General features: G+C 68.0%; 19 protein-coding genes. 9 read left to right on the top strand and 10 right to left on the bottom strand.

The genetic code is table 11. The annotated features are described in order from the left end of the window. Positions 1-61 precede the first annotated feature (61 nt). On the bottom strand, positions 62-1,000 hold the full coding sequence (locus EDF39_RS09175; RefSeq protein ID WP_123942526.1) for a hypothetical protein: 939 nt from the start codon (positions 998-1,000) through the stop codon (positions 62-64). 129 nt (positions 1,001-1,129) lie between these two features. On the opposite strand from EDF39_RS09175, the gene EDF39_RS09170 reads away from it, so the two are divergent. Together EDF39_RS09170 and EDF39_RS09165 are read left to right on the top strand one after the other, a co-directional pair. Beyond that, a complete protein-coding gene (locus tag EDF39_RS09170) occupies positions 1,130-1,525 on the top strand; it encodes a VOC family protein (RefSeq protein ID WP_123942524.1) in 396 nt (131 codons plus the stop codon). Between the two features lie 481 nt (positions 1,526-2,006). Continuing rightward, a complete protein-coding gene (locus EDF39_RS09165; protein WP_123942522.1) occupies positions 2,007-2,219 on the top strand; it encodes a hypothetical protein in 213 nt (70 codons plus the stop codon). 22 nt (positions 2,220-2,241) lie between these two features. On the opposite strand, the gene EDF39_RS09160 is transcribed toward EDF39_RS09165, so the two are convergent. Next, the gene (locus tag EDF39_RS09160) at positions 2,242-2,508 is read right to left on the bottom strand and encodes a mycoredoxin (protein ID WP_055963893.1); all 267 of its coding nucleotides are present in this window, start codon (positions 2,506-2,508) and stop codon (positions 2,242-2,244) included. 106 nt (positions 2,509-2,614) lie between these two features. Between EDF39_RS09160 and EDF39_RS09155 the strand changes: the two genes are divergently transcribed. Continuing rightward, positions 2,615-4,372 carry a pyruvate dehydrogenase gene (locus tag EDF39_RS09155; protein ID WP_055962646.1) on the top strand — a complete coding sequence of 586 codons (1,758 nt, stop codon included), beginning with the start codon at positions 2,615-2,617 and terminating at the stop codon, positions 4,370-4,372. A gap of 145 nt (positions 4,373-4,517) precedes the next feature. On the opposite strand, the gene EDF39_RS09150 is transcribed toward EDF39_RS09155, so the two are convergent. Further along, complete coding sequence (locus EDF39_RS09150; RefSeq protein ID WP_123942520.1) at positions 4,518-5,873, bottom strand: phosphotransferase; 1,356 nt, start codon at positions 5,871-5,873, stop codon at positions 4,518-4,520. A 60-nt stretch (positions 5,874-5,933) separates the two neighbouring features. Between EDF39_RS09150 and EDF39_RS09145 the strand changes: the two genes are divergently transcribed. Continuing rightward, on the top strand, positions 5,934-7,490 hold the full coding sequence (locus tag EDF39_RS09145) for a CYTH and CHAD domain-containing protein (protein WP_123942519.1): 1,557 nt from the start codon (positions 5,934-5,936) through the stop codon (positions 7,488-7,490). A gap of 305 nt (positions 7,491-7,795) precedes the next feature. On the opposite strand, the gene EDF39_RS09140 is transcribed toward EDF39_RS09145, so the two are convergent. Genes EDF39_RS09140 through EDF39_RS09130 form a run of 3 tightly spaced genes read right to left on the bottom strand, consistent with a single transcriptional unit; the run spans position 7,796 to position 10,869 of the window. Continuing rightward, positions 7,796-8,332, bottom strand: coding sequence for a DUF1697 domain-containing protein (locus EDF39_RS09140; protein ID WP_123942517.1), 537 nt, complete (start codon positions 8,330-8,332; stop codon positions 7,796-7,798). Next, complete coding sequence (locus tag EDF39_RS09135) at positions 8,332-10,515, bottom strand: S9 family peptidase (RefSeq protein ID WP_123942516.1); 2,184 nt, start codon at positions 10,513-10,515, stop codon at positions 8,332-8,334. The genes EDF39_RS09140 and EDF39_RS09135 overlap by 1 nt, the downstream gene beginning before the upstream one ends. A gap of 9 nt (positions 10,516-10,524) precedes the next feature. Further along, positions 10,525-10,869 (bottom strand): hypothetical protein, encoded by a 345-nt coding sequence (locus tag EDF39_RS09130; RefSeq protein ID WP_123942514.1) that lies wholly within the window; start codon positions 10,867-10,869, stop codon positions 10,525-10,527. Positions 10,870-10,925: 56 nt separating this feature from the next. On the opposite strand from EDF39_RS09130, the gene EDF39_RS09125 reads away from it, so the two are divergent. Together EDF39_RS09125 and EDF39_RS09120 are read left to right on the top strand one after the other, a co-directional pair. Beyond that, positions 10,926-11,441, top strand: a complete 516-nt coding sequence (locus tag EDF39_RS09125; RefSeq protein ID WP_158613198.1) for an 8-oxo-dGTP diphosphatase — start codon at positions 10,926-10,928, stop codon at positions 11,439-11,441. A gap of 123 nt (positions 11,442-11,564) precedes the next feature. Further along, entirely contained in the window at positions 11,565-11,870 is a 306-nt protein-coding gene (locus EDF39_RS09120; protein WP_123942510.1) for a hypothetical protein, read from the top strand. Positions 11,871-12,263: 393 nt separating this feature from the next. On the opposite strand, the gene EDF39_RS09115 is transcribed toward EDF39_RS09120, so the two are convergent. The 3 genes from EDF39_RS09115 to EDF39_RS09105 form a co-directional block, all read right to left on the bottom strand. Continuing rightward, entirely contained in the window at positions 12,264-12,515 is a 252-nt protein-coding gene (locus EDF39_RS09115; RefSeq protein ID WP_055962622.1) for a hypothetical protein, read from the bottom strand. A 4-nt stretch (positions 12,516-12,519) separates the two neighbouring features. Next, positions 12,520-13,884: an ABC transporter permease gene (locus EDF39_RS09110; protein WP_123942508.1), complete on the bottom strand. Its 1,365-nt coding sequence runs from the start codon at positions 13,882-13,884 to the stop codon at positions 12,520-12,522. Positions 13,885-13,992: 108 nt separating this feature from the next. After that, positions 13,993-15,801 carry a sodium:proton antiporter gene (locus EDF39_RS09105; RefSeq protein ID WP_123942506.1) on the bottom strand — a complete coding sequence of 603 codons (1,809 nt, stop codon included), beginning with the start codon at positions 15,799-15,801 and terminating at the stop codon, positions 13,993-13,995. A 108-nt stretch (positions 15,802-15,909) separates the two neighbouring features. Between EDF39_RS09105 and EDF39_RS09100 the strand changes: the two genes are divergently transcribed. The 3 genes from EDF39_RS09100 to EDF39_RS09090 all read left to right on the top strand — a co-directional run bounded on the left by EDF39_RS09100 (position 15,910) and on the right by EDF39_RS09090 (position 18,972). Continuing rightward, on the top strand, positions 15,910-17,430 hold the full coding sequence (locus EDF39_RS09100; protein WP_123943384.1) for a carboxylesterase/lipase family protein: 1,521 nt from the start codon (positions 15,910-15,912) through the stop codon (positions 17,428-17,430). An 82-nt stretch (positions 17,431-17,512) separates the two neighbouring features. Continuing rightward, complete coding sequence (locus tag EDF39_RS09095; protein WP_123942504.1) at positions 17,513-18,763, top strand: inorganic phosphate transporter; 1,251 nt, start codon at positions 17,513-17,515, stop codon at positions 18,761-18,763. Then, positions 18,760-18,972, top strand: coding sequence for a hypothetical protein (locus EDF39_RS09090; RefSeq protein ID WP_055962610.1), 213 nt, complete (start codon positions 18,760-18,762; stop codon positions 18,970-18,972). The genes EDF39_RS09095 and EDF39_RS09090 overlap by 4 nt, the downstream gene beginning before the upstream one ends. A gap of 10 nt (positions 18,973-18,982) precedes the next feature. Here EDF39_RS09090 and EDF39_RS09085 read toward each other — a convergent pair whose 3' ends face one another. After that, positions 18,983-19,705, bottom strand: coding sequence for a hypothetical protein (locus EDF39_RS09085; RefSeq protein WP_123942502.1), 723 nt, complete (start codon positions 19,703-19,705; stop codon positions 18,983-18,985). Between the last annotated feature and the right edge of the window lie 34 nt (positions 19,706-19,739).

Raw genomic sequence — 19,739 nt, 5'->3', positions numbered from 1 at the left:
CGCCGCGCTGCGCCCCTCGGGTCTAGTCGCGTTTCGCAGGTTTAGTCGCGTTATTCCGCGACTAAACCCGCGAAACGCGACTACGAACCTGCGGCACCCCCGCCTCCAGCAACAGACGCGCAAGGGCACCCGGCGTCACTACGGTCCGCCAGTCCCAGCGCACCACACCGTTCACTCCCGGCTGACGAGCAAGCCAGTTCTCTCGGTTCTTCTCGTCGATCACGACCTGCTCCGGTGACCTTCCCGATCTCATGCGCGCATCGCGGTACTTCACCTCGCCGTCGAACTCGCCGACTCGGCGGCACCCTCGCCACCAGAAATCGCCGTAGGCGTCGGGACCGGTTGGGTTAGGGAAGTGCTTCTGCAATTCGGGCTCTTCGAAGCCTCCTTCGTGGATCACGACGCGGCTGAGCGACTCGCCGGGTCGATCGGCTCGCGCGTCGGCAAATGCGATGGCCCGCTTCGCCCGAACCCCGCCTCGAACTGCAGACCGATGGGTGCTGAGATCGAGAAGCTCATTCTGATCGAAGAGTCCGACGTGCAGGCCGTGGTCGAGTGCCACGACTGACTGGCGAAACGACGAGACCAGAGCGAGATCCACTCCTGTGCGTGCGGGTGACGTGACTCGGAACCCCGCGAACTCGAGGGTCTCGTCGTCGGAGAGCGTGCTTGCATGCTTGTAGGCCCAGCGATTCGCGGTGGAGGTCGTGGCGGCGGGAACTGTCACTTGGGCGCGCGACGGCCACGGACCCAAGCGAGGCAGGCCCCAGAACGCTGCCGCGCTTGCGTGCGAGAGTACGGCGTCGCAGCGCAGGGCTGACAGTGCCGCGAACGAGAGCATGAGGTAGCGTTCGCGATCGTCGAACACGCGCCAGTGCTGGGCCCGGACGTAGCGGCCCGGGACGAGTCGCACGAGTTCGCCTCTGGCGCGCGCAAGCCGCTCGTCGGATTCTGATGAAGACGAGTGAACGAGAAGCTCGGGGCCAGGAGCAAGAGACATCGCACCAGACTGCCGACGGCCGCCGCCGAGCAGGGGGCGAGGGGGACAGCTGTGCAGAACTCGCCCAGCACCCGGGGTGTTAGCTCGGGGCCAGACAACGATCGTCGCACGAAAGCGAGCAACCCGAACATGCCCGAATTCAACGGATACGCCCACGTCGCCCTGACGGTGACCGACCTTGAGAAGAGCCTGCCGTTCTTCACCTCGGTGTTCGAAACCGAGCCGGCGGGTGAGCTGGTGACCGACGATTTCGTCCGCAAGATCTTCCCGGTCGGCGAGGGCCAGGTGTTCGGTGTGACCGAGTACACCGTCAAGGGCGACGCCGACCGCTTCGACCCCCGACACCCGGGGCTCGACCACGTGAGCTTCGCCGTGCCGAGCCGGGGCCGAGTCATGGCCCTGAAGAACCGCCTCGCCGATGCCGGAATCGACGGCGACCTCGTCGAAGCCTCCTACGGAACAGTCTTGAACGTCAAGGATCCCGACGGTAACGCCATCGAGTTCTTCGCCCCTTCCGCAGGCTGACGATGGCGCTCGGGCACGATCTCCGCGAGGGGTGGCGGCTTTTCGCCCCGTACGCGCGCGAGGTTGTCACGCCACGGCGACGCCGAACCCTCGTCACGACGGTGGTGGTGCTCGGGATGGGTGGTGCGGCGTTGTTTCACGCGCTCGTGCCCGGGTTCGAGACCGAGGGGGCGCGGATCCTGGTGTCGTTCGCCGTCGGCCTGGCGCGGCAGCCATCGCAACGTGGATTGAGCTGTTCCGCTGGCGGCCGGCGATCACCGAGAGTCAGAAATACGGGGTCATGCGGGGTGTCACGCCGGAGATCGATAGGGAGATCCTGGCGGCCTACCGAGCCGGGCGTGAGCCAAACGTCTCGGTCAACGACCGCATAGTCGCGGCGGAGCGGGCAGGTGGCTCTCGCGAAGGCGTTTGTCGAGTCATTCTGACTCTGTGGCCGGGCCCGATGCTTTTCGCTGCGTACCTTGCCGCAGCCACGGGATTAATGATCGACTCTGGAGGCAGAGTCATCGGCGCATTCGGTGGTTTCGTCGGATTTCTTTTCTTTGCCGTCAACCTGCCCATGTTTCTGGCACTGCTCGGCCGGACGACGGCACCTATTGCTATGAGGCCCGAGGGCGAACCGGAGCCCGAACTCAAGAAGTCGCGCAAGCCCTACCGGACCCTCGGCACCGACCACCCCGACGACTACAGCTAGCTTGTCGCCGGGGCGAGAACGCCTACAGGCGCGACTTGACCTCGGCCAGCGACGGGTTGGTCGCCGACGAACCGTCGGGGAAGATCACGGTCGGCACGGTCTGGTTGCCGTTGTTGACCTGCTCGACGATCTCGGCGGTGCCGGGCGTCTCTTCGATGTTGATGTCGGTGTAGGCGATGCCGTCTTTGGTCAGCTGCTGCTTGAGCCGTGCGCAGTAGCCGCACCAGCCGGTCGAGAACATCGTGATGGTGCCCGCCTCGGGCACATAAGTCGCGTCGATGGTGGTCATGTCGAGAAGAATACGCCGGGCATCTGACAACGCGAGGATCGACAGCAAAGGATCCGAGGAGTTGAGTGGACGAGACACCACCGACTTCCGACGAAAGGGCACATCCATGCCGCAGACCATCGCCGACCAGCTCATCGCGCAACTCGTCGAGGCGGGTGTGCGTCGAATCTACGGGATCGTCGGCGACAGCTTGAACCCGGTGGTCGACGCGGTGCGCCGGACGGGTGGGTCGGCAAAGGGTGGGATCGACTGGATCCACGTGCGGCACGAGGAGGCCGCCGCGTTCATGGCGTCGGCGGAGGCCCAGCTCACGGGGCAGCTCGCGGTGTGTGCCGGATCCTGCGGTCCGGGCAATCTGCATCTCATCAACGGGCTCTACGACGCCCACCGTTCGGGCGGACCGGTGCTCGCGATCGCGAGCCACATTCCGGCGAACCAGATCGGCATGTCGTACTTCCAGGAGACGCACCCGGACCGCCTGTTCACCGAGTGCTCGGGCTACTCCGAGATGATCTCGACGGCCGAGCAGGCGCCCCGTGTCGTCGCCAGCGCGATCCGACACACGCTGGCCGGCAACGGCGTCAGCGTGATCACCCTGCCGGGCGATATCGCCGAGTTCGAGGCGGCCGGCCACGTGCCCGCGTACGTCGCGACGAAACCGCCGACGCTCGAGCCCAATCGCGACGACCTGCAGAATCTCGCCGACGCACTCAACGAGGCGAAGACCGTTGCGCTGTTCGTGGGCGCCGGAGCAATCGGCGAGCACGATGCCGTGATCCGACTCGCCGACGTGCTCAAGGCGCCGGTCGGGCACTCGATGCGCGGCAAAGACGTCATCCAGTACGACAACCCGTTCGACGTCGGCATGACCGGCCTGCTCGGCTACGGAGCCGCTCACGCCGGAATCCACGATGCCGACGTGATGGTGATGCTCGGCACCGACTTCCCGTACGACCAGTTCTTGCCCGACGGTGACAAGGTCAAGGTCGCCCAGGTCGATGCCGACGCGGCGAACATCGGTCGCCGAGTCGACGTTCACCTGCCCGTGCACGCCGAGGTCGGGCCGACGATCCGCGCGCTGCTGCCGCTTCTCAAGCCGAAGAAGAACCGGAAGTTCTTAGACGGGCTGCTGAAGAAGCACGAACGCCTGATGAACGGCGTCGTCGGCTCGTACACGAAAGACGCGACGAAGATCGTGCCGATCCACCCCGAATACGCCGCGAGCGTCCTCGACGAGATCGCCTCCGACGACGCGATCTTCACCGCCGACACCGGCATGTCGAACGTGTGGAGCGCCCGCTACATCACGCCCAACGGACGCCGTCGGATCATCGGCTCGTACCTGCACGGCTCGATGGCCAACGCCCTCCCGCAGGCGGTCGGCGCGTCGTTCGCCTACCCGGGCCGGCAGATCGTCTCGATGTCGGGCGACGGCGGGCTATCGATGCTGCTGGGGGAGCTCGTCACCGTCGCCGCCTACAAGGTCCCCGTCAAGATCGTCGTCTTCAACAACTCGACACTCGGGCTCGTCAAGGTCGAGATGCTCGTCGCCGGCTTCCCCGACTTCGGCGTCGACGTGCCGTCGACCGACTACGCGGCCGTCGCCCGGGCTCTCGGCATCCACGCTGTCCGGGTCGAGGATCCGCGCGACCTCCACGATGCACTCGAGGCCGCTTTCGAGCACGACGGCCCCGCACTCGTCGACATCGTCACTGACCCGCGGGCGCTGTCTCTGCCGCCGACGATCACCGGAGCGCAGGTGAAGGGCTTCGCCCTGGCGATGTCGAAGATCGTGATGAACGGTGGGGCGGGCGAAGCAGTGGCGATGGCCCGGTCGAACCTGCGGAACGTGCCCCGGCCGTAGGTCGGGCCGTCCGGCGAGCGAGCGGGCGAGCGCTTGCAAATTTGAAGGAAAAACCGGCGCCGCGTGACGTGTTCATGCGGATCCGGGCCACAGCAGCCGCCGGATCTCCTTCAAATTTGCAAACGCCGCCATAGGAGCGAGGCCGCTACTGAACGGCACGCGCACTCCGAGAGACGAGCCGCCCGACCGCACCCAGCGGGATCCCGATCCAGCCGGGCCGGTTGCGCGATTCGTAGATCGCCTCGTACACGGCCTTGTCGATCTCAAACGCGTCGAGGAGGGTGCGCTGCGCGCGCACGTCGATGCCCGAGGCGGCGACGTAGCCGTCGATAAAGGCCCGGCGTGCCGCGTGCGACCACTCCGATGCGTCGACCGCGGGTTGCTCCTGAGCCAAGGATCCGGCGACGTAGTCGAACGACCGCAGCATCCCGGCCACATCGCGCAGGGTCACATCGGGCCTCGACCGCTCGGGCATCGGCCGGAGCGGCTCGCCCTCGAAGTCGAGCAGCACCCAGCCTCGCGTCGGCGACTGCAGCGCCTGCCCGAGGTGGAGGTCGCCGTGGATGCGCTGGAGCGACGGCCAGTCGAGCGCCCCCACCGCGTCGTACACGGCGTTGATCGCACCCTCGTATTCCGCGATCGCCGGTACCTCGCGCGCTGCGGTCGTGATGCGGCGGCGCATGCTGAAGAGTGCCGCGTCGATCTCGTCGGGGCCGGCGACAACCGTGCCGAGCTCGGAGGCGAGAGTGGCGTGGACCTCGGCGACGGCCTCGCCGAGGGCGCGCGCCGAGTCGGTGAAGTCGACGCCGCTGCGGGCCGCGTCGAGAGCGACGCGCCAGGCGTCCTCGGATCCTGAAAGGAACTCCTGAGCGAAGGCGAGGTGCCCGTTCGCCTCGCCGCCCTCGCGACCCGGGTCGGGCCAGCTCGCCGTGAGATAGCCGAGTGACTCCGGCACCCGCGACGAGCCACCGTGCGTCAATGCCGCCTGCGAGGTCACATCGGGGTTGTCACCGTGGTGCAGCACGCGGAAGACCTTCGTGATAACCCGGTCGACCGGACCGTCTTGGACGTCGTAGATGATCGACGTGTTCGACTGCTCGCCCTCGAGCACCTTGGTGCGGACGACGCGACCAGGATCCGTGACGAGATGCCCCTCGGCGTGAAGGTCGGAGCCGTCTACCCGGCGCCGCTCGACCAGGTTGCGGAGCAACTCGTGAGTGTATGCGGGGTCGTGCGGACCGTCGTAGAGATAGAGGCCGTCGCTCGACCCGATGAAGGCGTGGTCGCCTCCCGAGAGCGGGGTCGGCCTTGCGACGACGGGCACCTGGTACAGCACCGGAACGTCGGGAGCCTCGTCGATCACGAGGAGCGTCATCACCAGAGCGTCGTCGACCATCGACTCCATGCTGCCGATGACTCGGATCTTGGGCAGGCGGCCTTTCGTGGCGTACCAGCGCTGGCGCGCCATCCATCCGGCAAGTGAGGGGGCGACAGCGTCCATTTCAGCAGACTACGCCGGGTGCCTCGACGTTTGTCACCCGCATCCGATAGACAGGGGGGCATGAAGCGGCAGCTGGAGATCGAGCGCAAGTACGACGTCGACCGCGAGACCCGGGTGCCGGAGCTTGCGGGCGTCGGCCCGGTGGCGACCACGACCACTGAGGAGGCCTTCACGCTGCGGGCGGTCTACTTCGACACGGCGGAGTACCTCCTGCTGGCGAATCGCATCACACTGCGCCGCCGCGAGGGCGGGCACGACGCCGGATGGCACGTGAAGCTGCCCGCCTCACGAGACGCCGGGCCGACAGCCACCCCGGCACGGCACGAACTGCACGCTCCCCTCGGCGCGGCCGCCGACGAGCCGCTGCCCGCGGAGCTCCGGTCTGCGGTCGAGGTGATTCTGCGCAGACGGCCTCTCCACCCGGTGCTGGTGCTCGAGACGCGTCGCACCGTGACGACCCTGCTCGACATCGACGGCGACCCACTCGGCGAGGTCGCCGACGACGAGGTAACGGCCACGAACCCCGACACGGCCGCAATCCGCTCCTGGCGCGAATGGGAGGTCGAGCTCGCGCCCGGCGTCGGCCGTTCCGACGGTGAAGCGGTGCTCGACGCGGTCGGCGGCGTGCTCGAGAGCGCCGGGGCGAGCGTGTCGGCGTCGAAGTCGAAGCTGGCACGAGGCCTCGGCGACTCCCTGCCCGGCACAAAGGCGATCGCCCTGCCGGGTGACGACGGCGCTGTTCTGGCCCCGTCGTCGGCCGGTGAGTTCCTTCTCGTCCAGATGGCGGCTCTCGTCGACGACCTCGAGCTACTCGACCCTCCGGCGCGCGATGGCGCCGACGATGCGGTGCATCGCTTCCGGGTGACCGTGCGTCGGCTCCGGGGCCTCCTCCGGGTCTATTCAGGAATCATCGACCCCGAGACCGCGTCCGCCCTCGACGCGGCCCTCGCCCCCGTTAGTGCGGCAGCCGGGGTCGCCCGCGACATCGAGGTGGCCGAGCAGCAACTGGCCCTCGACCTCACTGATGCGCCGGAGGGCCTGGTGACGCACGACACCCTCGCTCGATTGCGGGCATCCCTCGGCGAACTCGGGGCGGAGGCCGGGCGTGACCTGGGTCGGATCCTGAACGATGTCTCGTACTTCGAGACGCTCGACCGGCTCGACGCACTCATCGGGCCGGGTGGTATCGAGTCGATCACGGGCGACTCGGCCGACAAGTCGGCGTCGAAGTTCGCCGCCCTGAAGATCGCGAAGGAGTCGAAGCGGGCCCGCCGCCGAGCGGTCGCGGCCGCCGATGCCTACGGAGAGAGCGGCGAGTTCGACGCGGAGCTCCTGCACCGGGCACGGAAGGCCGCCCGGCGGTTGCGCTACGCGATCGATGCTCAGCGCGGGGCGACGCTGAAGGGGAGTGTCAGCCCCAAAGCCGCGCATGCCCTGCAGGATGCCCTGGGCGACGCGCTCGACGCGCACGCGGCTTCTGAGCGCTACCGAGCGGCGGCTGATGTCGCCCGGTGGGCGGGCGAAGACACGTTCGGGTACGGCGTGCTGACGGCTCTGGCCCTCGCCCGCCGCGATCGCGCCCTGCGCCGCCTGCCCAAGCTCGCCGAGAAGTTGTAGAGGATGGCGGGCCGGTGCCGCTCCCGAGTTCGGGAAACCCACAGCAGCGCTCCTGAGGTCAGGCGGCTCTTGAAGCTTGAGGCCTGATTTGCGCGCGATGTGCGAACGAGTTCCTGAGTCGAGCGTTGGCGGCCCTGAACTCAGGAGCGACAAGAGTCGGCCGGCGCGATGAGACTTCTGAATTTAGGAGCACTCCTGCCGAAATCCTTGTCTCAGGGCGACAGGACGAGGCCGAGCCTGAGTTACTCGCGCTGGCCGCCGAAAAGCATGCTTTGAGGAGGCCCACACCTGATTTCAGGCGCACCTCATCGAGAGGCGCGACCGTCGAGCAGCGCCACGATCTTCTGCACGGTGGCATCGTTGCGAGCTGTCACCGCCACTCCGAGCGAGCGCCACCAGGCGGGCGGCACCTTCGTCGCGAGCACGCCGTCCGGCAGCCACTGGTAGACCGCCGAGGCGGTGACGACGAGCTCCTCGGGCGCCAACTCGCTCGCAGCGGGACGCCCGACCGAGACGTCGATCACCCCGGCCGGAAACGACACCGCGATCCGATTGCCGGGCCTGCCCTCGGCTCGCAGCGGGTTCGCCTCGGCGACCGCGCGGAACGCCCCGGCCGACACGACCATCAGCTCGCAGTCGACACCGGTGGCCTCTCGCACACCCCGTCGGAGAAGCGCAGGATCCGGCTCTCCCGCAGCGCCAAACACCACATTCCCGCTGTTCAGGAGTGTCGCGACCTCGGCATACCCCGCATCGACGAACACCTGGCGCAGGGCCGCCATCGGCACGCGCTTCGCGGTGCCGACGTTGATGCCCCGGAGGAGGGCGACCCAGTCGGGCATCAGCTCCCAGACGAAGTGGACGCGGAAGACACCGCCGCGTCCGTGGCAGACACATCGCCCGCCAGCCCCAGCACCTCGAGCAGCCACGCGATCTCGAACGCTCGCTCGCGCCACGACTCGTACCGGCCCGAGACGCCGCCGTGCCCGGCCTGCATCTCGATCTTCATCGACGCGGGCGCTCCTGCGTCGCGCAGGCGCGCGACCCACTTCGCGGGCTCCACATAGAGCACGCGGGTGTCGTTGAGGCTCGTCACCGCCAGGATCTTCGGGTAGCCGGAGGCATCGTCGGCGACGTTCTCGTAGGGCGTGTACGTCGCCATGTAGTCGTAGACCTCGGGGTCGTGGAGCGGGTCGCCCCATTCGTCCCACTCGATCACGGTCAGCGGCAGGTCGGGGTCGAGGATCGATGTCAGGGCGTCGACGAAGGGAACGGCGGCGAGGATCGCGGCGAAGCGATCCGGCGCCAGGTTCGCCACCGCGCCCATGAGCAGGCCGCCGGCGCTTCCGCCCTCGGCGACGAGCTGGGCCGGCGTGGTCCGCCCCTCGGCGATGAGGTGGTCGGCGACCGCGACGAAGTCGGTGAAGGTGTTGCGCTTGGTCAGCGTCTTGCCGTTCTCGTACCATTCGCGACCCATCTCCCCGCCACCGCGCACGTGTGCGACTGCGAACACGACGCCGCGGTCGAGCAGCGACAGGCGCGCGACGCTGAAGGCGGGGTCGATGCTGTGCTCGTACGAGCCGTAGCCGTAGAGATGCACGGGCGACGGAGTGCCGAGCGTCACCGCATCGCGCTTCCACACCAGCGAGATCGGCACGCGGGTGCCGTCGGCGGCCGTCGCCCACTCGCGGCTCTGCTCGTAGTCGGCGGCGTCGTAGTCGCCGAGCACCACCTGCTGCTTCAGGATCCGACGCTCGCCCGTCGCGACCTCGAGGTCGGCGATCGTCGTCGGGGTGACGAACGACGACAGGACGTAGCGTGCGGTCGCCTGGGTGAACTCCGGGTTGCCCGCCCAACCGGCCGTGAAGAGGGCTTCGTCGAATTCGAGCACCTCCAGGGCGCCGAATCCGCTGTTATCGCCGGGGAGGGGCACGATGCCGATCTGGGACAGACCGTCGGCGCGGAAGTCGATCAGGAGGTGACCGGCGAAGGCGTCGACCGACTCGAGTCGACGATCGGCCCGGTGGGGGAGCACCACGCGGCGGTCGGTCGTCGAGGCGGGATCGTCGGCCGGAACGTCGACCAGCTCGAAGCCGACCGCGCCCTCGTTGTGCAAGACGAGCAGTCGGTCGCTGCCGTCGACGATGGCGTGGTCGACCTCGTACTCGATTCCCTCGCGGCGCGGCCACACGACGCGGAACTCGCCGGTCGGGTCGGAGGCGTCGAGGATCCACGTCTCGCTCGTGATCTTCGAGCCCGCCTCGATCACCAGGTACTGATGGCTGCGGGTCAGGCCGATGCCGATCCAGTAGCGGTCGTCGGCCTCGTGGAAGATGCTGACGTCGTCGCCGGTGCTGCCGACCTCGTGGCGCCAGATCGTATCGGGTCGCCACGACTCGTCGACCGTCGGATAGAAGAGATAGCGGCCCGACGCGTCGAAAGTGGCGCCGGGTGCGGTCTCGCGGATCTCGTCTCGGAGGTCGGTTCCGGTGACGAGGTCGCGGATCCTGAGGGTGTAGCGCTCGTCACCCTCGAGATCGACGCCGAACGCGAGGAGTCGGCCGTCGGGGGAGACGTCGAAGCTGCCGAGCGAGAAGAAGTCGTGGCCCTCGGCCTCGATGTTGCCGTCGAAGATGACCTGCTCACCTTCGGCCGGAACCCCGGCTTCGATGGTGGGCGGGGTCCAGTCGTCGGGCCCGTCGATCGGAAGCCGGCACTGGATGCCGTACTGCTTGCCCTCGGCGGTGCGTGAGTAGTACCAGTACGACCCCTCGCGGGTGGCGACACCGAGGTCGGTCTCTTGCACGCGCCCCTTGATCTCGTCGAAGATCGTCTGGCGGAGCCCCTCTAGGTGTCGCGTCGTCAGCTCGGTGAACGCGTTCTCGGCCTCGAGGTGCGCGATGACCTCGGGACTTTCTTTCTCGCGGAGCCACTCGTAGTCGTCGACGAAGTCGCGGCCGTGGTGACTGCGTGTGACGGGCTTCTTCGGTGCGCGGGGGGCTTCGGGCAGATCAGCAATGGCCATGCGACAAGCCTAGTGACGGGATGCTGTCTCGAGTCTGTAGGAGAGCGACCAGACGGCACGGCTGAGCGGGGGATGCCACAGGGCGATCTCGCGCAGAAACTCCAATTCGGCGTCGAGCCCGAGCCCGGTCGGGGATCCTGATCCGGCATGCCCGAACGCATCGGCCCGGAGCGAGATCACGACGTGCTCGTCGACGCTCGGCAGGTCGGGGATGACCTCCCACGGGTCTTCGCCCTGTCGGCAGCGGAGCTCGATCAGAGTAGCCAGCTCGTCGTGGGCCTCGGCACGGAGTACCTCGAGGCTGCGCCCCGCCCCGGCGAATCGGGGACGCTCGGGGGTGGTGCCCTCAGCCATCGATGCGGACGTCTCTCTCGACCATTCGTCGATGCTACGCCTGGCACGATGGGTGGATGACTGCCGCCACCCAGGTGCCCGACGACCTCCTCCGCGTCTGCGTCGCCTACCTCTGCCGCAAGGTCGGCGGGCGTCGTCAGGTTCTCCTAGGTCGCAAGAAGCGCGGCCTCGGCAAGGGTCTCTTCGTCGGCCTCGGCGGCAAGTTCGAGGCGGGGGAGACCGAGCTCGACGCGATCGTCCGTGAGATCGAGGAGGAGTCGGGCGTCATCGTCGAGAAGAGCGACCTCGATCGACGCGGAGACCTGCGCTATCTCTTTCCGCACCGACCGACGTGGAGTCAGCGTTCGACGGTCTTCGTCGCGACGCGCTGGACCGGTGATCCGTCCCCCAGTGACGAGCTCGACCCCGAGTGGTTCGACGTGTCCGATCTGCCTCTCGATCAGATGTGGGACGACGCTCGCCGGTGGCTCCCCGAAGTGCTCGATGGGGGACACGTCTCGCGCGAGTTCGTCTTCGGCCCCGACCTGGCAACTGTCTCTACGCACCGCCCGATTCGGTTCGGACCCGCGTAAGTTGAGGGTTGTTCCCCCGAATGGGTGCCACCTTGAAAGGGGGACGCGCCCGATCTGATCAGTCAGTAGATTCGGTGTATTGCCACCCGTCGGGTGACAAATCAGCACAGCTGAGGGAGCATCATGACCGTTTTCGATAGCCGGGTGACACGCCGTGTCCGCCGTCCGGGCGACAACCGCCGTACCCCTCAGAACAACAACGGCGACTCTCGCCCCGTCGGCTGGGTAGCAGCCCTCGTGTGGCCCGCCGTCTGGACTGCCGTCATCGCCGGAGCCCTCCTCGGTGCCGAAGGGCGCCTCATCTTCTGGGCAGGAGTCGCGGGCGTGCTTGCGATGTTCGCCCGTCAGGCCGTCAAGGTCGCCGCGCGCAACGTCCGCGGTGCGAACCTCATCATCGATAGCGCCCCCTACCTCGAGCGCGACATCTGACCTTTCCGGCCCCTTTGCAGGCATCCAAAGGTTTTCGCTCCCCGGTCCATGCTCATTTGAGAGCGATTTGGCGACCGAGTCACACCAGTTACTGCCGTGTGGGGTCTGGTAGTCGCGATCGCTCGCATATTGGCGACGAGGATCCGCGGATCCTGGCCGGTTTGCTCGACTCGCGAGCGCACTTTTCCGCGATCGACAGGGCTCGGCCCCGAGGGCGGGTATCTCCTCGATCGTGATCGCCGCCGTCGGCGTCGTGGTCATTTTGCGAGCGATTTGCAGTCCGAGTCATACGGGCTGCTGCCGTGCGGGGTCGTTCAGCCGGGATCGCTCTCAAATTCGCGGCCAGCCCGACCACTGAGCCCCGACCGCCGAGCCCCGTCCAGACAGTGACAGCTACCCGTTGAGCGGAGTGTCGACGTCGCGCGAGCCGTCGGCCGTGGCGTGCATCACCGGGCGCACGAAGAAGTCGATGATGCCGAAGAGCACGGCGCCCATGAAGGCGAAGATCGCGTAGCTGTCGAAATGGCGCGCTGTGTCTCCGCCGCGGGAGGCGAGCACGATCGACAACACGTAGAGCACGACAGCGCCCACGATGAACAGGACGACGAGCCCCAAGAAGAGGCGGTGGAGCTGAAGGCGAGTCACCGCTTCAGGATACGCCGCCGCCCGATGAGCCCCCGTCGCCGGTAGGGGGAACGGGCGGTTCGCGCCGAGCGCCGGCGGCCACCTGCACCGGCCGCGTGCGGGGCGCCTCGGCCTCGAGCCCCGTGACGGACCCCAGGAAGGGGTCGGACGTCGAGGGATCGTCGAACCCGTGAGCGGAATCGAAGTCGTCGGGGCCCTGGAAGTCGACGCGCTCGTTGACCGGAATGGTCGCGATGGTGCCGGTGTCGCTGCGCGACAGGCCGTGGCGGGCCAGCACCTCGTCGCGTTCACTGATCAAGAACTCGCGGTTCGCCGCCTGCGCGTCTTGGAACATCGTGGTGCTCCCCGTCAGGATGGCGCGGATGCGCCGGCGCTCCCAGAACTGCTTTCCGGTGATCATCAGGACGACGCCGCCGACGGCATACGCCAGCATCATCGTGAGCCCGCGGCCGAAGCCGGGCCCGACGTCGTAGAGCTCGCGCTTGAGCATCTCGGTGATGCCGGAGCCGACGACCACATGATTGAGCCAGGCGAACGGCTGCGGCATGAACCACGACGGGTAGGCCGCACCCGACGAGGGCATCGACAAGAAGATGAACACGACCATCGCGGGCAGCGCGATGAACCGGCCCGCGAAGTAGCTGAAGCCGTTGACCGCGAGGCCGATCGCGACGATCCAGCCCCAGCCGATGAGGAAGAGCATGCCGAAGTGCCCGTGGACTGCGCCGATAACGGGCCCCGCGAGCGTATTGGTGATCGCCGAGATCAGCACACCGCCGCTCAGAATGACGACGACGCGAGTGCGGTGGCGGAGCGGAGCGCCCATGAGGCCGATGAACATCGCGACCATGTAGCCCCCGATGCACCACGAGAGCATGAGGTAGAGCGAGACCGTGCCGTATTCGTCCCACCCCGGAAGCGGCGCGAGGTCGGTCGAGGTGATGGTGATGCCCTGGGCTGTGAAGATCGGCTCGAGTGTCGCCGGAATGAGCGCGGCGACCTGGTACTGGTGGGCGGTGGCGCGATAGACGGTGTCGGTCGACCCATCGAACGCGATGGCGACATGACCGTGGAGGACGGCCTGCCGGGCACTGTCGACTGACGCGTACGTCTGCAGGTCGAGTACGCCGGGTAGCGCCTTCTCGATGGCGGCCCGAAGCCCGGCCGGAGCATCGACGAGGGCGACCGGCACCTCGTGCGGGTGTGGCGCGTGAAAGGCGGCCACGTAGCAGAGGCAGAACATCACGATGAAAAAGAGCGGGAGCCACAGTTGCAGTCCGATCAACTGGAGCGACGGATGCAAGGATCCGTACCACCGCCGAAAGGCCGACGGGCCGCGAAGCGCCAGGCTGGTTGCACGATTAGCCACTGATCCGCCTCTCTGAGTGCCTTCGACCACGATAACCCCGACCGCCGACACCCGCCGCGGCCGTGCACAGACAACCCGGCGCGACGCCGTCGACCTCGTTGACGACGCCTACGACCTCGTGCGCGACACCGCCGACGTGTCCATGGCGAGCTCTTCGGCGTCGAGTCCGAGCAGCACTCGGCGCATGACCTCCTCGTCGAGGTTGCCGTTGTCTCGCTCGCGCAGCACGACCTCACGCCGTTTCTGCAGCAGCTCCCGCCGAATGCTGGCGAGGGCGCGGGCGTTGTTGCGGGCGGGCCGGGCCAGCGTCGGATCGGGCGTGATGTCGGGGATCACGACGTGCGGTGTGGATCGCATGTCGGCCCCGCGCTCGGGCGAAGCGGGCTCGATCGACTCGGCCGCGGGATCCTGCTCGTCCGATTCGGCGTCGCTATCTTCGCGGAGGCCCTGCCGGAAGGCGGCGTCCTGCCGCTGCAGGCGCTCCTTGAGGATGGTGATGCCCCGGTCGATCGACTCGTCGCCCCACTCTTTCGCCCAGGCGTCGCGTCGGGTGTCGAGGTAGTCGACGGCCTCCTGAGTGCTGTTGGAGACCAGCTTGAGCTCGGCCTGGACGTCGCGTTCGGCCTGCGTGAGATCTTGAACACCGAGTCGGCGGATCACCCAGGGCAGGGTAAGCCCCTGCAGCAGCAGTGTGCCCACGGTCACGACGAACGCGATGAGGAACATCACGTCACGGGCGGGCACCTCGACACGGCTCTCGGTGATGACGGGGATCGAGACGGCCGCCGCGAGGGTCACCACGCCGCGCATGCCTGTCCACGAGAGCACGAGCAGCTGCTGCCACGACAGCTTCGGATCTCGCCTCCCCCAGATCATGCGCCGGACGCGAGCTCGTCGGAACCGCCGGAAGCGCGCATGCACGATCAACTTGATGCCGCGCGACCAGTAGTAGGTGACGAAGATGAAGATGGGTCTCACCACGATCACCACCCCGAGCACGATGAAGGCGACTCCCACGCTCTGGCCCAGACTGCGGCCGCTCTCGGTGACGTCGTTCACGACCGTGCTGAGCTGCAGTCCGATCAGCGCGAAGACGAAACCCTCGAGCGTGACGTCGGCCGCCGCCCAGATGGGTCGCTCCTGCAGGCGTGAGGCGTAGCCCGATTTCGGCGAGTTGTAGCCCACGTAGAGCCCGGCGGCGACGACCGCGAGCACGCCGGAGCCCTGCAACTGCTCTGCCGAGATGTAGGCGAGGAACGGCAGGATCAGGCCGATCACGATCTCGACCACCGGGTCTTTGACGTGCATGCGGAGGTAGTGGGCGACGATGCCGAGCACGAGGCCGACCGCGACACCGACGCCGATCGCCAGCCCGAAGATGCCGAGGTCTTGCCAGATGGTGAGCGCCGCGCCGCCGACGATGGCGAGGAACACCTTGACCAGGGTGAGCGAGGCGGCGTCGTTGATGAGGCTCTCGCCCGAGATGACGGCCATCATCTTGCGGGGCAGGCCGAGCTTGCGGCCGATCGAGGCGGCTGACACGGCGTCGGGCGGGGCGACGACGGCCCCCACGAGGATCGCCGCGGGCAGAGTCATGTCGGGGATCAGCACGTAGGCGATCCAGCCGACGACGAGCGCGGTCACGATGACCAGGAAGATGCCGAGACGGCGGATCTGCACGAGACTCTGGCGGAAGTTCTGGAACGACACGTCGAGCGAGGCCGAGTAGAGCAGCGGCGGAAGGATGATCGTCAGGATCACCTCCGAGTCGATCTCGATGTCGGGAAGCCCGGGGATGAACGAGACGAGCAGTGCGACGGCGACCACGAGCAGGGGAGCGGGCAGACCGCGCCAGCGTGCGAACGCCGTGATCGTCAGAGACCCCGCGAGGATGAGAAGGAGTTCGAGAAGTTCCACGTGGGTTCCGTCCATCGTGCAGTGAGCGCAGGAGTTCCATTCTGCCAGGTGGCACCCAGGCTCCGCCTGTGCTCGGGGTTCATCCGGGTTTCGTAGCATGCGGGGGTGATGCGAAGGCGGACGACCTCAGGCGAGGTGCTCGGTGTGGCCGAGCGCGGAATCAGGGCGTGGCGGGGAATCCCGTACGCGGCGGCACCCGTGGGCTCCCTGCGGTACCGGGCCCCGTCGGATCCTGCGCCCTGGCGCGGCGTGCGGAACGCGCGCCACTTCGGGCCGGCGTGCCCGCAGGATCGCGACCGGTTCGTGGGAATCGACGCGACGACCCCGCAAGACGAAGACTGCCTGTCGATCAATGTCATCGCCCCCGAAGGATCCGAGGCGGGCGCCTCCCTGCCCGTCCTGGTGTTCATCCACGGTGGCGCGTATGCCGTGGGATCGTCGCGCGAGTTTCCGCGGCAGGGCGAGCAGCTCGTGCGCGAGGGCGGAATCGTCTACGTCTCGTTCAACTACCGGCTGGGCGGGTTCGGCTACGTCGACCTCACGGCCTGGTCGACCGAGGAGCGACCGATCGACTCCAACCTCGGCCTCCGCGACCAGGTGAAGGCCCTCGAGTGGGTCCGCGAAAACATCCGCGAGTTCGGGGGAGACCCCGAGCGCGTGACGATCTCGGGCGAATCGTCGGGCGGCAACGCGGTGACGACGCTCATGACGGTGCCGAGTGCGAAGGGTCTCTTCGCCGGAGCCATCGCGCAGTCGTCGCCGACCAACGCCATCTACCCCCGCGAGGTGACCGAGAAGTGGGCGGGCGAGCTGCTCGAGCTGCTCAGCCGCGAGGTGCGCGACGACGACCTCGAGTCGACCTCGCATGAAGACGCGGTCACCCTGCTCGAGAAGGCCGGCGCTCACCACATCGTCCGGGCGACGTCGAAGCTGTTCCTCCGGGCTCCCGACGATCAGCCCGGCTCGATCTTCCTGTCGCCCGTGATCGACGGCGACTTCCTGCCCGAGCGCCCCCTCGACGCTTTCAAGGCCGGGCGTGCGCACCCGGTGCCGTTGATCATCGGCACCAACGACCGAGAGGGCTCGGTCTTCACGGGGCGGCGCGACATCCTGGCGACGACACCGCTCAGGATCCGCGCGATCTTTGCCAACACGACCAAGAAGGCGCGCAAGGCCATCACCAAGCAGTACCCGGGCCTGCCGGCGCGGCGTCCCGCCCTCGACTTCGGGGGCGATTTCTCGTTCTGGTTCCCGTCGGTGAAGGTGGCGGAGAGGCACGCCCGGTTCGCCCGCGTGTACTTCTACCGTTTCGACGCGGCGCCCCGGATCCTGCGTCTCGCGGGCGTCGACGCGTTCCACGGTCTGGAGCTGTGGGCGCTCTTCGGTCGGATGAACTCGGCCTTCGGCGCGGCGATGAGCCTCCTCGGGGGTCGGCGGGCCTTCCTCGCGACTGCGGCGCGGATGCGGCGGCGGTGGCTGGAATTCGTCGTCACGGGAGGAATCGCCGACTGGCCGTCGTACGACCCGTTCCGCAGGCGGACGCTGATCATCGACCGCGTCGATCGGGTGGAGTTCGACCCGCGCGGAGAGCGGCGGCGCGTGTGGCAGGACTTCGTGCCGCATATCTGACGGCGACGCCCGTCGGGCGGTTGTTCACACGCCGTCCACCGCGCGTTTGCAATCCGTTCAGCCGACTGGAAGAGTCAGGCCGGTGGATCTCACCCTCATAGTCGTTCTGGTCATTCTTCTGGCCGTCTTCTTCGACTTCACGAACGGCTTTCACGACACCGCCAATGCCATGGCGACACCGATCGCGACCGGGGCGATGCGGCCCAGGGTCGCCGTGACGGTGGCCGCCCTGTTGAACCTGGTGGGTGCCTTCCTCTCGACCGAGGTCGCGAAGACCATCTCGGGTGGCATCATCCGCGAGGGCCCGGGCGGCGTCGAGATCACCCCGACGATGATCTTCGCCGGCCTCATCGGTGCCGTGATCTGGAACATGATCACCTGGCTGCGCGGTCTGCCGTCGTCGTCGTCGCACGCGCTCTTCGGCGGCCTGATCGGCGCGGCACTCGTCGGTGCGGGCACGAACTCGGTCGACTTCGGAGTCGTGCTGTCGAAGGTCGTCCTCCCGGCGCTGCTCGCGCCTCTCGTCGCCGGGCTCGTCGGCTTCCTCGCCACCCGCCTCGCGTACCGGATCACCCGTCGCCCGGTTGGCAAGAACCAGCGCGGCGGGTTCCGCGTCGGGCAGATCTTCACCTCGTCGCTCGTGGCGCTGGCACACGGCACCAACGACGCCCAGAAGACGATGGGCGTGATCACCCTCGCTCTGATCGCGGGCGGGTTCCTCGGCTCGGGCGCGAACCCACCGTTCTGGGTGATCCTCGTCTGCGCTCTGGCCATCGCGCTCGGCACCTACACCGGAGGCTGGCGAATCATCCAGACCATGGGCGGCGGTCTCACCGACATCAAGGCGACCCAGGGCTTCTCGGCCGAGGCATCGACCGCGGCCACCGTGCTCGCCTCCAGCCACCTCGGCTTTGCGCTCTCGACGACGCAGGTGTCGTCGGGCTCGATCATCGGTGCCGGGCTCGGGCGTCGCGGTTCGACGATCCAGTGGGGCACCGCGGGCAAGATCGTCATCGCCTGGTTCATCACGCTTCCCGCCGCCGGGCTCGTCGGCGCAGCGTGCGAGCTCATCGCCCGCGTCGGCGTCGTCGGGCTCGTCATCGACGCGGTGCTCGGGGCGGGGGTCATCGTCGGCATCTTCGTCGCCTCGCGCCGCAAACCGCACGAGCAGTCCAACGCCCTCGAGGTCGACGTAGCCATGAACTCCGTCTTGACGCGGAGCGAGCGCCGCAGCCTGCTCAAGAAACGCGGTGACGAGCTCCTCGCCGAGCGACGTCGTATGAGCGACGAGTCGTCGCTGTTCGAACTGGGTGCCGAGGAGGAAGTCCGATGATCAACTGGGGAGCATTTCTGCTGGTGGCCCTCGTCTCGCTGGTGTCGGCGGGTGCGCTCGTGACGATCTATGCGTCCGGGCTGCGACTGCTGGCCGTCGACGGGCGGCCCCGTGCCGCGGTCGTCGGTGCCTACGCCTGCTTCACCGTGTGCGCGCTCGGTGTGCTGTTCGGCATCTACCTGATCGTCCCGGCGCTGCACGCGAGCTGACCGCTCGGGGTCAGTCGACCTGCACCGCGATTGCGCCACCGTTCGCGAGCATCTCGAACCGTCGGCCGGGCAGCGTCGAGACCAGCACCACGCGGTCGACCAGGGCCCGCTGCTTCGGCACGCACGAGACGGCGTCGCCGACGTTGTCGTAGGTCGCCACGAAGCACACCTGGGCCGAGTCGACGCCGTACCCGACCCAGAGCCGCCAGCGGTCTGCGGTGGCCGACAGCGAGGGATCCTCGTCGTAGATCACGCGGCTCGACCCCAGATCGACCTCGCCTCGAATCGCCACGGGCAAAGCGTCGGTCGGCACCTCGGCGCGGTCGAGCGCCCTCGACAGCACCGACGGTAGGGGCGAGGTCGGCGAAGCATCCGACGGGGACGGCTTCGTCTCGACACTCGCCTGATTCGCGTCGGTCACGCCGTGGATCGTCGCGGCGAGGGCAATCGCTGCGGCGAGCGCGACCCCGGCCGCGAGCCACGCACGGCGCTTCGGTCGGGCAGGCTCGGCCGCCCCCGGTGCGTCGGGTGCCGGGGGAGTCGGGTCTGCCGCGCTCGCGGGTGACGGTGAGGCGGCCTCGCGCTGCCGTCGTTGCTCGGCGTCGTACTCGCGCAGTGCCGCGGCGGCCTCGGCGGCGACGCGTGGGTCCGCGCCGGGGGCGAACGCGAGTTCGGTGAGGGCCAGGCGGCGGCGGTCGGGATCCTCGGCGGAGCCTTCCTGCTCGGCGGTCATGGCGTGATCGTACCGCCGGAGGGCCGACCCGAGC

This window comes from Frondihabitans sp. PhB161 (assembly GCF_003814635.1).
Lineage (GTDB): Bacteria > Actinomycetota > Actinomycetes > Actinomycetales > Microbacteriaceae > Frondihabitans.
This window is presented reverse-complemented; position numbering and strand designations above follow the sequence as displayed.